General features: G+C 73.0%; 13 protein-coding genes. 8 read left to right on the forward strand and 5 right to left on the reverse strand.

The window, feature by feature from the left end:
* Positions 1 to 462, reverse strand: a 462-nt coding sequence (locus tag PZ894_RS03050) for a hypothetical protein (RefSeq protein WP_275742350.1), incomplete at its 3' end; no start/stop codon positions are given.
* A gap of 197 nt (positions 463 to 659) precedes the next feature.
* On the opposite strand from PZ894_RS03050, the gene PZ894_RS03055 reads away from it, so the two are divergent.
* Both PZ894_RS03055 and PZ894_RS03060 read left to right on the forward strand, forming a co-directional pair.
* A complete protein-coding gene (locus PZ894_RS03055; RefSeq protein ID WP_275742352.1) occupies positions 660 to 884 on the forward strand; it encodes a hypothetical protein in 225 nt (74 codons plus the stop codon).
* An 11-nt stretch (positions 885 to 895) separates the two neighbouring features.
* Positions 896 to 1192 carry a hypothetical protein gene (locus PZ894_RS03060; RefSeq protein ID WP_275742354.1) on the forward strand — a complete coding sequence of 99 codons (297 nt, stop codon included), beginning with the start codon at positions 896 to 898 and terminating at the stop codon, positions 1190 to 1192.
* Between the two features lie 29 nt (positions 1193 to 1221).
* Here PZ894_RS03060 and PZ894_RS03065 read toward each other — a convergent pair whose 3' ends face one another.
* Both PZ894_RS03065 and PZ894_RS03070 read right to left on the reverse strand, forming a co-directional pair.
* Positions 1222 to 2583, reverse strand: a complete 1362-nt coding sequence (locus PZ894_RS03065; protein ID WP_275742356.1) for an MFS transporter — start codon at positions 2581 to 2583, stop codon at positions 1222 to 1224.
* Between the two features lie 128 nt (positions 2584 to 2711).
* A complete protein-coding gene (locus PZ894_RS03070) occupies positions 2712 to 4406 on the reverse strand; it encodes an aminotransferase class V-fold PLP-dependent enzyme (RefSeq protein WP_275742359.1) in 1695 nt (564 codons plus the stop codon).
* A 32-nt stretch (positions 4407 to 4438) separates the two neighbouring features.
* Here PZ894_RS03070 and pepN point away from each other — a divergent pair, with 32 nt between their 5' ends.
* Entirely contained in the window at positions 4439 to 6883 is a 2445-nt protein-coding gene (pepN, locus tag PZ894_RS03075; protein WP_275742361.1) for an aminopeptidase N, read from the forward strand.
* Positions 6880 to 7713 (forward strand): formate dehydrogenase accessory sulfurtransferase FdhD, encoded by an 834-nt coding sequence (locus PZ894_RS03080; RefSeq protein WP_275742363.1) that lies wholly within the window; start codon positions 6880 to 6882, stop codon positions 7711 to 7713. The genes pepN and PZ894_RS03080 overlap by 4 nt, the downstream gene beginning before the upstream one ends.
* A 32-nt stretch (positions 7714 to 7745) precedes the next feature.
* Here the strand turns inward: PZ894_RS03080 and PZ894_RS03085 are convergent, their stop codons facing one another.
* Positions 7746 to 8249, reverse strand: a complete 504-nt coding sequence (locus PZ894_RS03085) for a DinB family protein (protein ID WP_275742365.1) — start codon at positions 8247 to 8249, stop codon at positions 7746 to 7748.
* A 253-nt stretch (positions 8250 to 8502) separates the two neighbouring features.
* Between PZ894_RS03085 and PZ894_RS03090 the strand changes: the two genes are divergently transcribed.
* From PZ894_RS03090 to PZ894_RS03105, 4 genes are all read left to right on the forward strand, one after another.
* Complete coding sequence (locus PZ894_RS03090; protein WP_275742367.1) at positions 8503 to 9240, forward strand: alpha/beta hydrolase; 738 nt, start codon at positions 8503 to 8505, stop codon at positions 9238 to 9240.
* Positions 9241 to 9340: 100 nt separating this feature from the next.
* A complete protein-coding gene (locus PZ894_RS03095) occupies positions 9341 to 10522 on the forward strand; it encodes an exonuclease SbcCD subunit D (protein ID WP_275742369.1) in 1182 nt (393 codons plus the stop codon).
* Entirely contained in the window at positions 10519 to 13164 is a 2646-nt protein-coding gene (locus tag PZ894_RS03100) for an SMC family ATPase (protein ID WP_275742371.1), read from the forward strand. The genes PZ894_RS03095 and PZ894_RS03100 overlap by 4 nt, the downstream gene beginning before the upstream one ends.
* Before the next feature lie 27 nt (positions 13165 to 13191).
* Positions 13192 to 13953, forward strand: a complete 762-nt coding sequence (locus tag PZ894_RS03105) for a methyltransferase domain-containing protein (protein ID WP_275742373.1) — start codon at positions 13192 to 13194, stop codon at positions 13951 to 13953.
* Positions 13954 to 13997: 44 nt separating this feature from the next.
* Here PZ894_RS03105 and PZ894_RS03110 read toward each other — a convergent pair whose 3' ends face one another.
* Entirely contained in the window at positions 13998 to 14474 is a 477-nt protein-coding gene (locus PZ894_RS03110) for a pyridoxamine 5'-phosphate oxidase family protein (RefSeq protein ID WP_275742375.1), read from the reverse strand.
* Positions 14475 to 14517: the final 43 nt, after the last annotated feature.

Raw genomic sequence — 14517 nt, forward strand, 5'->3', positions numbered from 1 at the left:
CTCCGGCTCCTCGTCCTCCGGCTCCTCGTCCTCCGGCTCCTCGTCCTCCGGCTCCTCGTCCTCGGGCTCGTCCTCGTCGTCCGGCTCGTCGTCCGGCGCGTCGTCCGGCTCGTCGTCCGGCTCGTCGTCCGGCTCGTCCTCGGGCTCGTCGTACTCGTCCTCGTACTCGTCCTCGTCCTGCTCCTGGCGGGCCTGCAGGGAGCGGGTCACCGACTCGGCGGACACCAGGGCGGCCTCGCGGGCCACGCTCATCAGGCGGCCGCTCAGCTGACTCTGCAGGTCCTTGAGCTGGGGGTTCTCCTTCAACAGCTTCGTACCCTGGGACAACAGCTCCTGCCGCTGCGCCGCAAGGCGCTTCCCGGCGAGCAGGCTGCCCAGCATCATGGCCATACGCAGCCGCTTGGTCCGCCCGAGCAGGTACCCCCCGGCCACACCTACGGCGATCTTCGTGTTCGCAGACATGTGTTCCAGTCACAATGCGCAGCCCGCCCGGAGCGGCGCACGACTGCCTCCCTCCTGGCGCCGCTGTACCCGTGGTCTAGTCCAGCAAACGCGCCGCGCTCGGCGAGGTCTCTCTTCGTCGTCGACGTCAGGCGCATTCACGAGCGCCGACCGGGTACGTGCGATCACGGAGATCGGCGCGCGACCGGGGAGGAACCATGGCGGAGAACGGCACTGACACCCGAGCTCGACTGCTCGACCTGCTGCTGACGAAGGTCGCGGAGGACACCTTCCCCTCCGGCGTGATGATGGACCTCATCGAGGAGCTCCTGCAGCCCGACGACGTCCCCGCCTACGCGGCGGTGCTGATGGACAAGATCAGCGAGGAGACCTACCCGAGCGTCCCGATGATGCGCCGCCTGGTGGCGCTGACCGAGTCGTAGGGCGCGTCGCCGTGCGAGCGCTGCGTTGGGCGGGAGCGAGCCTGCTGGTGCTGCTCGCCGGCCTCCTCGGGTTGGTGGGTGCGCTGCTCAGCGTGACCCTCGTGCTGCTCCCGCTCGGGATCCCGCTTCTCTTCGTCGCGAGAAAGCTCTTCCGCACCGCCGGCCGCCTCGTCGTACCGCGGGCGGCCCGGCATCCCGTCGAGCAGACACAACGACGCGCCGGTGAGGCGGTCGAGGATGCGACGGACCTCCTCCCCGGGCGCCGCAGCAGGTCGGCGAGGCTGCGACGGAAGCTGCACCTCACCTGACCCCCTCGCGCCGTGGTCGCTCAGCGGCGTCAGCGAAGAGAGCCACCCGTGGGTCCGGTCGCCGGCGCCTCGGTGTCGATGAGCGACGGCGGGCCCGCCGCGATCCCCTCCTCGGGGTCGGGAGCGGACGCCCGGGCGTCGGCGAGCACGTCCGCAGGCACGTGCTGCTCGAGGAAGCGGCGAGCCAGTCGCGTCGACGGGTGGATGCCGATGGTGGCCAGCACGATGATGCCCGCGATCACCAGCCAGCCGGCGGCGCCCCAGTTCATCGCCAGGAACGTGTAGACCGCCGGTGCCCAGACGCGACCCAGGGTGCTGCTGAGCTCGGCGGCGCCCTGGTAGGCCCCGCGCTGTCGCGGATCCATCAGCTCGGCCTCGAACGCCCAGCTGGCCGCCGAGAGGTAGAGCTCGGCGCCGGTCACGGTGACATGCCCCAGCCAGACCAGCGCGATCGTCTTCCAGCCGACCGTGTCGTGCGTGGCGAGCGTGATGAGGCACGAGACGACGAAGAACGTCGACGAGATCCGGACCGCCTTGAGCGCGGACGGCACGTCCTCGACGCCGCGGGCCGCGGCCATCGGCAGGAAGATGCACATCACGGTGTTGGTCCCGAACAGGAACGCGAGGAGCACGTGCGGGGCGTCGGTCTCTTCCACCAGCCAGAGCGGGATCACGATGTTGAGCAGCACCTGGTTGGTCCAGAAGACCCCACTGAAGAACGTCGTGAGCATCCAGCCCGGGTTGCGCAACGGCCCGGGACCGGGCACCTTGACCTTCCGGTCCTCCGGGGTGCGCTCGTCGTGGGAGGCCTTCGGCAGTCGGCTGATCGCGGCGGCGTTGACGAGGAAGACCGCCGCGGTGAACCACGGGATCGCCTGCAGAAGGTCGTCGGACTGGAACGCCAGCGCGACACCACCGACCAGCGAGCCGACCGTGAAGCCGACGTTGAGCGCCGAGTACATGTAGGCCCGTGACCGCACGCGCTCGTCGGCCGGCAGCACGTCGATCGTGTACGCGCCGTGCGCGGCACCGCCGAGGGCGCCGATGACCTCCATGCCGGCCGCCATCAGCAGGTAGCCCTGGAAGTCGGTGATGAACGGCCACACCCCGAACATCGCGGCCTGGCCGAGCGCGCTGACCGCCCACATCTTCTTCGGACCGAAGCGGTCGACCAGCTTGCCCATCGGCAGCGCGGCCAGGAAGGCGGCGATGCCGGCCACCGTCAGGCCGAGACCGACCTGCGCGGCCGACAGCCCCACGATCTGGGTGAAGAACACCGCAGATCCCGTCATGAAGGTGCCCTCGCCGAGGGCGAACAGCAGGGACTGGAGCGAGAGCCGGCCGGCCAGCGGCGACGGCGGGCGCGCATGGCGCAGGAGGGCGGCGAACATCACCGATGATCCTCTCCCGCCCCGCGACCGGTGTCGTGCGATTTTCGGACGCCGGCCGGACCTGCTGGAGGCGGTGGGAACGGCTCGATTCCGACCACCCGCAACCGAGCCGTTCCCACCGCCGGACGTCAGCCGCGCTCGAGCGCCGAGGCGGGCAGGTCAAACCATCGCAGGTGCTCGAAGTCGGCGCTGACGTTGCCGGGGTGGCCGTCGAGGTCCGGCCCGACCGCCCCGGCCAGGATCGCGGCACCGTCACGGAGATGCTCGACGAGCAGCTCCTCACCTCCCGTGGCGGTGTTGCTCGGCATCGAGACGCGACCCCCGGCGTACGAGACGTCGCGCAGCGACAGCGGTGGGGTGACGACGCCGGCACGGTGCCGCCACAGACCGGTGGCGGGGTCGAAGCCGTAGTCACCCAGCAGCCGCCAGCCGTCGCGCGCGACGAGCCGGACCGCCTCGACGAGGTAGTCGATGACGGCGTCGGAGACGAAGTAGTTGAAGTTCACCCGCACCCAGCCGGGCTTGATGCCCTCGCAGCCACCGGTGATCTCGCGCTCGAACTCGTGCGAGCGGTCGATGTCGATGCCCAGCAGCCGATGGCCGTAGGGGCCGGCGCAGGAGCAGCCGCCCCGCGACTGGATGCCGAAGAGGTCGTTCAGCAGCGCGACCACGTAGTTGTGGTGGAGGTAGCGCCCCGACGGCGAGCGCAGCACGAAGGAGACGATCGAGAGCCGCTCGTGATCTAGGTTGCCGAGCAGCTCGATCGCGGGCTCGTCGCGCCACGCGGCGACGGCACGGCGCAGGTGTCGCTCCTCCTGCTCGCGGATCGTGTCGGTGCCGACCGCCTCCTTGAGCTGGAAGACCAGGCCGGCGCGGATCGACTCGATGATCGCCGGCGTGCCGCCCTCCTCGCGATGGGTGACGTCGTCGAGGTAGCGGTGGTCGTCGTCGTTGACGTAGGCGACCGTGCCGCCGCCCGGAACGTCGGGCACCCGGTTCGTGAAGAGCTCGCGCCGTCCGACGAGCACGCCGGGCGTCGACGGCCCGCCGATGAACTTGTGCGGCGAGAGGAAGATCGCGTCCTTGTACGACAGCGGCTCCCCCTCGACGGCGCCCATCTCGATGTCGACGTACGGCGCGGCCGCGGCGAAGTCCCAGAAGCTCAGGGCGCCGTACCGGTGGAGCAGCGTCGCGATCGCGGCCGTGTCGGAGACGATGCCCGTCACGTTCGACGCGGCCGAGAAGGAGCCGATCCGCAGCGGGCGCTCGGCGTACTTCTCGAGCTGCTCGCGCAGGTCGTCGCGGTCGACGCCCCCGTCGGCGTCCTCCCGGATCGTGACCACGTCGGCGATCGACTCCCGCCACGGGATCTCGTTGGAGTGGTGCTCGTAGGGACCGATGAAGACGACCGGCCGCTGGGCCGGCGGGATGTGCTCGGCCAGCGCGTGGGCGTCGTCGAGCACCGACGGGATCCGCAGGCCGAGGACCCCGATCAGCCTCGCGATCGCGCCCGTGCAGCCGGAGCCGGCGAAGAGCACGACGGTGTCGTCGTCACCGCCCACGGACTCCCGGATGATCGCCCGCGCCTCCTCGCGCAGCCGGGTCGTCTGCAGACCGGTGCCGCTCGACTCCGTGTGCGTGTTGGCGTAGCTGGGCAGCACCTGGTCGCGGATGAAGTCCTCGATGAAGCTGAGCCCGCGGCCCGACGCCGTGTAGTCGGCATAGGTGACCCGACGGGCGCCATACGGCGTCTGCATGACGTGGTCCTCGCCGATCACGGATGCCCGGATCAGGGCGAGGAGGTCCTGTGTGCCCTCTGTCACAGGGCCACGATAGGCCGACGTAGGGTGACCGCGTGAACAGCCCCTACCAGAGCCTCCAGCACGCGGAGGCCATCGCGCGACGCGAGCTCCTCGACGTGGAGGAGTACGACGTCCGCCTCGACCTCGCCGCCGACGAGAAGACGTTCGGATCCGTGACCACGATCCGCTTCACGAGCCGGGGCGGCCCGACGTTCGTCGACCTCAAGCCGGTGCGGGTCAACGAGATCCGTCTCAACGGCGGGGCTCTCGACGTCGACCTGCTCGAGCGGGGCCGGCTGCCGCTGGAGACCGTCGAGGGCCTCAACGAGCTGGTCGTCGACGCCGTGATGCCGTTCCGCAACGACGGCGAGGGACTGCACCGCAGCGTCGATCCGGCCGACGGGAGGTCCTACGTCTACGGGATGATGTTCATGGACGCCGCCCCGTCGGTGTTCGCGTGCTTCGACCAGCCCGACCTCAAGGCGCCGTACTCGCTCCACGTCGAGGCGCCCGACGCCTGGACGGTCATCGCCAACGCGCCGGGGACCAACCCCGAGCCGGGCGTGTGGGAGTTCGAGCGCAGCCAGCCGCTCTCGACGTACTTCGTGACCCTGGTGGCCGGCCCCTACCACGTGATCCGTGACGAGCACGACGGCATCCCGCTCGGGCTGTCGGCCCGCGCCAGCATCGCCGGCGCTCTCGAGGCCGACGCCGACGAGCTCCTCACGATGACCCGGCAGTGCTTCGACGAGTTCCACCGGGTCTTCGGGATCCGCTACCCGTTCGGCAACTACCACCAGGCGTTCGTGCCGGAGTTCAACGCCGGTGCGATGGAGAACCCGGGCTGCGTCACCTTCCGCGACCCGCTCGTCTTCACCAGTCGGGTCACCCGCGGCATGCGCATCCAGCGCGCGACGACGCTGGCGCACGAGATGGCGCACCAGTGGTTCGGCAACATCGTCACGCCGAGGTGGTGGGACGACCTCTGGCTCAACGAGTCCTTCGCGGAGTACATGGGCAACCGGGTCACCGCCGACGTCACCGAGTACGACGACGCCTGGGTCGACAACGCCTACGCCCGTCGCCAGTGGGGCCTGTACGCCGACCAGCGGCCCAGCACCCACCCCGTCGCGGGCAACGGCGCGGTCGACGCGAGCGCGGCGCTGCAGGACTTCGACGGCATCTCGTACGCGAAGGGCTCGAGCATCCTCAGGCAGCTCGCGGCGTCGCTCGGCGACGAGGTGTTCTTCGCGGGTGCGATCGACCACTTCACGCAGGCCCGCTTCGGCAACGCGACCATGCACGACCTGTTCGAGTCGTGGGAGCGCGCGGGCGCCGGCGACCTCTCGTCGTTCACGTCCAACTGGCTGCGCACCGCCGGCCCCGACACGATCGTGCTCGACCGGGCGGCCGGCGTCGTGCGCCGCACTCCCCCGGCCGACCACCCGGCCGACCGCGCGCACACCTTCCGGGTGGGGATCGCGACCGACGGCAAGTGGAGCACCCGGATGCTGACGGTCGAGGGCCCCGAGACGCCCTTCGCGGTCGACGCCGACGCCGTCGTGCTCGACCCGTACGAGGACAGCTGGGCGGTCGTCCAGCCCGATCCCGCCACCGTCGCGCAGCTCAAGACGCTGCTGCCCGACGTCGAGGACGAGGGGCTGCGGGCCGGCATCTGGAACAACGTGCGCAGCGCCTTCCACGAGGCGACGCTGTCGCCTGCCGACGTGATCGACCTCGTGGTCGCGAGCCCGCCGGTGGAGTCGACGGAGGACACCAAGCGCCGCCTGGGGTCGTGGCTGCTCGGCGACGTGCTGCCACTCGCGCCCGCCGGCTCGCTCGAGCGGGTGCACGCCGCCGCGCGCGAGAAGGTCGAGACCACGACCACCGGCTCCGAGCACCAGCTCTCGGCGCTGCGGATGGCGATCTCGACCGCCACCGACCCCGCCCTGCTGCGGTCGTGGCTGTCCGCCACCCCGGCGGGCGTCGAGCTCGACGTCGACGTGCGGTGGCGCCTGCTGGTGCGGCTGGCCGCGCTCGGCGAGACCGACCCCGAGGAGCTGCTCGCCGCGCTCGACGCGGAGCCCACGGCGGTGTCGAGGGTGGCGCACATGAAGGCGCTGGTGTCGCTGCCGACCGCCGAGGCGAAGGCGCACGCCTGGTCGGTGTTCACCGGCGCGCTCGACGTGCCCAACTACGAGCTGGAGGCCGCCGGGCTCGGCATGTGGCGGGGCGGTCAGGAGGAGCTGCTCGCCGCGTACGTCGACCGCTACTTCGACGAGCTGCCCGCCACCGTGACCGTGCGGAGCGGATGGGTGCTGGCGGACGCGACGGAGTTCTTCTTCCCGGTGACGTCGCTGTCCGCCGAGACGCTGGCGCGCGCACAGGACCTCGCCGCCGACACCTCCCTCGACCTCTCGGTACGTCGCCGGCTCGCCGACAGCGCCGACGACCTCGCCCGCAAGCTGGCGACCGCCCGGGCGTTCCCGGCGTCATGACCCTCGACCGCGCCCGACGCCCCGGACCCACCGTCCGGACCCGGGTGCACGAGCTCACCGAGTCGGGTGAGCGTCGGCACGAGGACCGGCTGGCGACGGAGGAGCCGCTGGAGATCCGCCTCGCGTGGCCGGGCGCGCCCGCGCGGCGGGTATGGGTGACGATGCGGACGCCCGGCCACGACTTCGAGCTCGCGGCCGGGTGGCTGGTCCACGAGGCGCTCGCCTCCGCGTCCACGATCCACGGCGTCGCCTACTGCACCGACGAGTCGCTGACGGCCGACGAGGAGCTCAACGTCGTGACGGTGACCCTGTCGGCGCCCCCGCTGCGCGACCCCGGGCACCGACATGTCGGCCAGTCGTCGGGGTCGTCCGCGTGCGGCGTGTGCGGCAAGGACAGCGTGGCCGAGGCCCTGACCGCGCCCGGGTCGACGCCGTGGTCCGGACCGCTGCCGTCCGCAGACATGGTGCGATCGCTGCCCGGCCTCGTCGAGTCGCGGCAACGGCTGTTCGACCGCACGGGCGGCGTGCACGCGGCCGCCCTCGCGACCGCCGACGGTGACCTGCTCGTCGTACGCGAGGACGTCGGTCGGCACAACGCCGTCGACAAGGTCACCGGTGCCCGGGTGCTCGCCGGCTCGTCCCCCGCCGAGGCCTGCCTGATCGTCAGCGGCCGGGCCGGATTCGAGCTCGTGCAGAAGGCGGTCGCCGCCGGCGTCGGGTCGCTCGTCGCCGTCGGCGCCCCCACGTCGCTCTCGGTTCGGCTGGCGGAGTCGTCGGGGCTCGCGCTCTACGGGTTCACCCGCGCCGAGCGGTGCGTGCGGTACGCCTGAGATCGACGCGCTCACCTGCGTCCGCCGGCGACTCAGATCGACAGGTACTTCTTGCCGTCGAGGAGCTCGCGCACGGCGTCGAGGTGGCCGGCGTGCGTGGCGGTCTCGACGATGACGTGGACCAGGACCGTGCGCAGATCCGGGAAGGACTGCCCCGACTCGGCCCACCACTCCTCGTGCGTGGCGGGCGGGGCATCGAGGGCGAGGTCGGCGATGATCGCGTCGGAGCCGTCGATCGCGGCGCGGTACGCCGAGATGACCGAGGCTGCGGATTCGTCGTCGCGGACGAGCCAGTCGGCGTTGGTGCCCTCCGGCCAGAAGTCCAGGGGCTGACCGGCCATCACCACGCCGAACCAGTACCGCTCGTCGGAGAGCGTGAGGTGACGCAGCAGCCCCAGACACGTCCACCCGGACGGCAGGACGGGCCGGCGCAGCTGGTCGTCGCCGAGGCCCTCGACCTGGTCGAGGACGTGGCGACGCTGCCCGGCCAGTCGGCGGAGCAGCAGGTCTCGTTCGGACGACGTCTCGGCTCTCACGAGGGAGCAGGATGCCACCACGCCCGCGATCCTGGGTCGGCGGCCCTCGACCGAAGGTGACTGAGGCCGCGCCGCCGCCCGGAAGACCGATAGGCGCCTTCGGATCGCGGTTGATAGCGTGAGCGCGCCGGACCGACAGCCGAGGAGGTGGTACCCGTGAACGATTCGACATGGGCGCTCCTCTCCGGGGTCACGGTCGGGCGGTAGGTCGTCCGGGAGCGCCGCTACCAGAGCACTCCCGAGAGGCACGACCATGCACTTCGATTCCGAAGCACGTCTCGACGGCGGCGTCCTCCGACGTGGGTTCACCCACGACGAGGTCCCCGGCGTCCTGTGGACGCCCGCGTCCGCCACATCCTCCGCGCCGGTCCCGTTGATCCTCCTGGGCCATCCGGGTGGACTGCGCCGGATGCACCCTCGGCTCGAGGCGCGGGCGCGACACTGCGCAGGGCTGGGGTACGCCGCGGCGACCGTCGAGCTGCCTGGGAGCGGGGAGCGACCGAGCATCGCCGTGGTCGAACGGGCCCGCACCGATCTGCGCCAGGCGATCGCCGCCGGCGAACGGCCGAGCGACGACGTCGTCGACCGACTGATCCTCCCGCTGGTCGAACAGGCCGTCCCGGAGTGGCGGTCGGTCCTCGACGCCGTGCTGGAGCTCCCCGAGGTCGGCGGCCCGGTGGCCATCTCCGGCGGGGTCATCGCCGTCGGGGTCCGGTTGGCCGCCGTCGAGCCACGCATCGTGGCCGCTGGCCTGTTCGCCGGCAGCTACGTCCCCCGCAGCATCATCGAGCAGGCACGACTCGTGACCGTTCCGGTGCACGTCCTCCTCCAGTGGGACGACCGTGGCAACGACAGGCAGATGGCACTGGACCTCTTCGACGCCTTCGCCTCCCGGGAGAAGACGCTCCAGGCCAACACGGGCGGGCACACCGGCGTACCGCAGTTCGCCGCGGACGACGCGAGTCGCTTCTTCGCCCGTCACCTGGGCTGACCTGGTCAGCCCGCCTCACGGGCGCCGGGCCCCCGTGTGATCCTGCACTACCTCGGCGTGGGTCCCGGGCACTGTCGGCGCCGACTCCTAGCGTGGCGGCGTGCGCATCCTCCACACCTCCGACTGGCACCTCGGGCGGTCCTTCCACCGCGAGGGCATGCTGGAGCACCAGGCTGCGTACGTCGACCACCTCCTCGACGTGGTCGGGCGCGAGCGGGTCGACCTGGTCGTCGTGGCGGGCGACGTCTACGACCGCGCTCTCCCCCATGTCGACGCCGTGCGGCTCGCCGACGAGACCCTCGCCCGGCTGGCGGCCAGCCGCGCCCGCGTGGTGCTGACCAGCGGCAACCACGACTCCGCACAGCGACTCGGCTTCAGCTCGCGGCTGATCGACGCGGCCGGGGTCTTCATCCGCACCGACGCCGCCACCGTCGGCACGCCCGTGCTGGTCGACGACGAGCACGGCGAGGTCGCCGTCTACGGCATCCCCTACCTCGACCCCGACGCGGTCCGCGAGCCGTGGCAGCTGCCGACGCGGTCCCACGAGGCCGCGCTCGACGAGGCGATGCGCAGGGTCCGTGCCGACCGGAGCCGCCGGGCCAACGGCACGAGGAGCGTCGTGCTGGCGCATGCATTCGTGGCCGGGGCCCGACCGAGCGACTCCGAGCGCGACATCAGCGTCGGCGGGGTCTCGCTGGTGCCGACGACCACCTTCCAGGGCGTCGACTACACCGCGCTCGGCCATCTGCACGGCCGGCACACGCTCACCGAGACCGTCCGCTACTCCGGCTCGCCGCTGGCCTACTCCTTCTCCGAGGCCGACCAGCTCAAGGGCTCGTGGCTCGTGGAGCTCGGCGCCGGCGGGATGACGACGGCCGAGTTCGTCGAGGCGCCGGTCCCCCGCCGCCTGGCCCGGGTCCGCGGCACGGTCGACGACCTCCTCCAGGACCCGCGGCTGAAGGAGCACGAGGACGCCTGGGTCCAGGCGACGCTGACCGACGCCACCCGCCCACTCCAGGCGATGGAGCGGCTCCGCGCCCGATTCCCCCACACGCTGGTGATCGCGTTCGAGCCGGCCGGTGCGGCGCCGCACACCGTCCCCGTGGCACGTCCGCAGGGCCGCTCCGACCACGACATCGCTCTCGACTTCGTGGCCGAGCTGCGCGGCGGGCCGGCGACGGAGTCGGAGTCGGCGCTGCTGCAGGCGGCGACCGAGGCCTGCTGCGACGACCCGGACTTCGACGTCCTCGTCTCCACCGCCGGCACCGAGGGGCTCTGGTGAGGCTCCACCGCCTGCGCGCGACCGCGTTCGGGCCCTTCGCCGGCACCATCGACGTCGACTTCGACCAGCTGTCGACCGCCGGCCTCTTCCTGCTCTCCGGCCCGACCGGCGCCGGCAAGACCAGCGTGCTCGACGCGGTCTGCTTCGCGCTGTACGGCGACGTGCCCGGCGACCGCAACGCCGCGAAGCGGCTGCGCTCCGACCTCGCGGCTCCGGGCGTGCGCCCGGAGGTCGAGCTCGAGGCGACGCTGTCGGGGCGTCGGTTCCGCATCACCCGGGCGCCGGCATGGGAGCGGCCCAAGAAGCGCGGGGAGGGGATGACCACCGAGCAGGCGTCCGTCGTCATCGCCGAGCGCGTCCACGGCGCGTGGGTCACCCAGTCGACCCGCCTCGACGAGACCGGACACCTGGTCTCGCGGCTGCTGGGCATGAACGTCGCCCAGTTCACCCAGGTGGCGATGCTTCCGCAGGGCCGGTTCCAGGCCTTCCTGCGCGCCCGCTCCGAGGAGCGTCACCGGCTGCTGCAGCAGCTCTTCCGCACGGGTCGCTTCGAGGACGTCGAGAAGTGGCTGCGCGACCGCCGTCTCGACCTGCGCCGGCGCGCCGACGCCGCCCGCGCCACCGTCGCCGACCTCGTCAGCCGGGTCAGCGAGACCACCGGCACGCAGCCCGACGACGGACCGCCCGACAGGTGGGCGCGCACCCTGCTCGACACCGCGGCCGTCCGCTGCGCCGAGGCCGCCTCCGCAGCCGCCGCGGCGGCCGAGCAGGAGGAGCAGCGCCGAGTGGCGCTCGACCGGGCCCGCGAGCTCCACACGCGCCGGGCCCGCGTCGACGCCGCCGCGGCAGAGCGGCGGCGGCTCGAGGCCGCGACCGAGGAGCACGCCGAGGGGGTCCGTCGCCTCGACTCCGCTCGTCGCGCGGCGCCGGTCGTCGCCCTCCACCAGGTCGCGGTCCGCGCCCGCCGCGCACGATCTGCGGCCCGCACCACGCTCGCGCGGCTGCCCGTCCGCGACCGGGAGACGCTCGAGGCCTCCCTCCAGGAGGCCGTCGACGGCGCCGCGCGCGCTCGTGCCCTGCAGCCGCGGGTCGAGCGGCACGCCGCCGTCCGCCGCGAGCGAGCCCGGCTCGAGGCGAGGCGGGTGGAGCTCGCCAGCGCGGCGCAGCGGGCACTCGACGACGCCCGAGGACGCGTCACGGCGCTCACCGGCCAGGTCGACGCCGCCCGCACGGCGCACGCCGCCGCCCGGGAGACCACCCTCCAGGCACGCACCCGCGCCCTCGACGTCCGCGAGGCCCGCCTGTCCGGCATGGCCGCCGAGATGGCGGGTGCACTCGCGGTCGGCGCCTCGTGCCCGGTCTGCGGATCCTGCGACCACCCCCGCAAGGCCCCGACCGCCGCCGACGTGCCCGACGAGGACGCCGAGCGCTCGGCCCAGAAGGCCGCCGACGACGCCGCCGCCACCGAGCACCTGCGCGACGTCGAGGTGCGCACCCTCGACTCCCAGCTCGCCTCCGCGATCGAGCTGCTCGACGTCGTGCCGCCCGCGATCGCCACCGAGACCGGCGCCGTCGAAGCGTCGCTCGGTGCCCTCGGCGCGGAGTCGGCGGCGCTGGAGGCCGAGCTCGCCGAGCACGACGACGGTCTGCTCGGCCGGTGCGCCGAGCGCGAGCACGAGGCCAGGTCCGGCCTGAGGGCGCTCGACGCCGCGGAGGCCGCCGAGGCCGCGCTCGCCGAGGCCGAGCTGACCCTGACCGCGGCCGCGGTCGAGGCGGGGTTCGCAGGCGCCGACGACGCACTCGCGGCGGCGCTCGACCAGCGGGCGTACGACGACCTCGCCCGGCGCGCCGCCGACCACGACCGGCGGCTGGCTGCGGCGGCTGCCGTGCTGGCCGAGGCCGGCGCCGACGAGGTCGCCCGAGCGGACCTCCCAGACCTGGAGGCCCTCGCCGAGGCTCACCAGGGCGCGTTGCGTCGCCTGGGCGACTCCCGTGCGCAGGAGAGTGCCTGGACGACCCGGGCCGAGCGCCTCGGGCGGCTCGCGTCAGACCTCGACCGGGCGGTCGCCGCGTCGCGCCCGCTGGACGAGGAGCTCGACGTGCTCACCCGGCTCTCGGCGTTCGTCGAGGGCAAGTCGGCCGACAACCGGCTCCAGATGCGCCTGTCGGCGTACGTCCTCGCCTACCGGCTGGCCCAGGTCGTCGCCGCCGCCAACCAGCGGCTCGACCGGATGAGCGACCGGCGCTACACCCTCGAGCACACCGGCCGGCGCGGGGCCGGGGAGACCCGGGGCGGCCTGAGCCTCGTGGTGCGCGACGACTGGTCCGGCGAGGCGCGCGACCCGGCGACGCTGTCGGGCGGCGAGACGTTCGTGGTCTCACTGGCCCTCGCGCTCGGGCTCGCCGACGTGGTCACCCAGGAGGTCGGCGGCGCCGACCTCGACACGCTCTTCGTCGACGAGGGCTTCGGGGCCCTCGACGCCGACACCCTCGACGACGTCATGGACACGCTCGACTCGCTGCGCGACGGCGGCCGCGTCGTCGGCGTCGTCAGCCACGTCGCCGAGATGCGCGACCGGATCCCCACCCAGCTCCTGGTCGGCAAGTCGCGCGCCGGATCGACGGTCTCGATCTCCCCTTGAGGGGCGCGACGGCGTACCGTCACCGTCATGGCCTTCGACGTGGCCGCCGACGCCTATGACCGGTTCATGGGCCGCTACTCGGCGCCGCTCGCGGACCAGTTGCTCGACGCGCTGGGCGTGCAGCCCGGCGAGCGGGCGCTCGACGTCGGCTGCGGTCCCGGCGCCCTGACCGCCCGACTCGTCGACCTCCTCGGCGCCGACCTGGTCGCCGCCGTGGACCCGTCGCCGCCGTTCGTGGACGCCGTCCGCGCCCGGCTGCCGGGCGTCGACGCCCGGAGCGCGTCCGCGGAGGAGCTGCCCTTCGACGACGACGTCTTCGACCTCGTCCTGGCCCAGCTCGTCGTGCCCTTCCTCCGCGCGCCGGACACCGGCCTCCACGAGATGGCCCGGGTGACGCGCCCCGGAGGGGTGGTGGCCGCGACCGCCTGGAACCACGCGGAGCAGGGCAGCAGCCCGCTCTCGCCCTTCTGGGCCGCGGTCAACGACGTCGACCAGGGCGCGTACGACGAGTCGTCGCTGGTCGGCGTCGGCGACGGCGAGCTGGTGCGGATCCTGCGGAGCGCGGGCCTCGACGACGTCCGCCAGCTGCGACTGACCGTGACGGTCACCCATCCGACGTTCGAGGAGTGGTGGGAGCCCTACACGCTCGGCGTCGGCCCGGCCGGCGACCACGTCACGGGGCTGTCCGCCGAGCAGCGCAGCCGCCTCGAGCGGCGCGCCCGCGAGCGCCTGGGCGATGGGCCGTTCGACGTCACCGGCACCGCCTGGTGCGCGGTGGGACGCGCCTGAGGGTCGCCTCGGCGCTCAGCCGGGGGCTCCGCCCGGGTCCGGGCTCAGACGTCGACCGCGCCGTGGTCGGCGTCGTACGTGTCGCCCGTGAGCCTGGTCTTCGCGAGGCTGATCAGCGACGCGACCCGGCCACCCGGGGTGTCCCAGTACTCGCCGTGCTCCAGGTCGACCCGGATCAGCGTCGCGTCCGGATCGTCCGGCCCGCCGGGCAGCCATGCCTCGGCGAAGGTCGTCCACAGCTCCCCCAGCTTCTCGCGGTCGTCGACGACGGCCGCCCGCCCGTACGCCGCCGCCCAGGAGTCGCGCGCCGAGAACGACAGCGACACCCGCGGGTCGGCCCGGATCGCCCGCACGTGCGCCGTGTCGCGGGCGGTGATGAACCACAGCTCCGCGGAGGGATCCACCTCCTGGCGCGCCATCGGGACGCTGCGCGGGCCCTCCGGTCCGAAGGTCGTCAGCATCGTGATCGGGATGTCCCCCATCACCACGAGCAGCTTCTTCTGGTCCTCGGTCTCGGTCATGTCGGGGGAGGTACCCGGCCGCGACCACGGCAATCGAGTGGAC

Origin of the sequence: Nocardioides sp. YIM 152315 (assembly GCF_029210375.1) — a bacterium.
Lineage (GTDB): Bacteria > Actinomycetota > Actinomycetes > Propionibacteriales > Nocardioidaceae > Nocardioides.

Excerpts from the sequence above, each read along its gene's own strand:
- PZ894_RS03055 (WP_275742352.1), top strand. The coding sequence starts at position 660 with ATGGCGGAGAACGGCACTGACACCCGAGCTCGACTGCTCGACCTGCTG.
- PZ894_RS03110 (WP_275742375.1), bottom strand. The coding sequence starts at position 14,474 with ATGACCGAGACCGAGGACCAGAAGAAGCTGCTCGTGGTGATGGGGGAC.
- PZ894_RS03090 (WP_275742367.1), top strand. The coding sequence starts at position 8,503 with ATGCACTTCGATTCCGAAGCACGTCTCGACGGCGGCGTCCTCCGACGT.
- PZ894_RS03065 (WP_275742356.1), bottom strand. The coding sequence starts at position 2,583 with ATGTTCGCCGCCCTCCTGCGCCATGCGCGCCCGCCGTCGCCGCTGGCC.
- PZ894_RS03105 (WP_275742373.1), top strand. The coding sequence starts at position 13,192 with ATGGCCTTCGACGTGGCCGCCGACGCCTATGACCGGTTCATGGGCCGC.
- PZ894_RS03080 (WP_275742363.1), top strand. The coding sequence starts at position 6,880 with ATGACCCTCGACCGCGCCCGACGCCCCGGACCCACCGTCCGGACCCGG.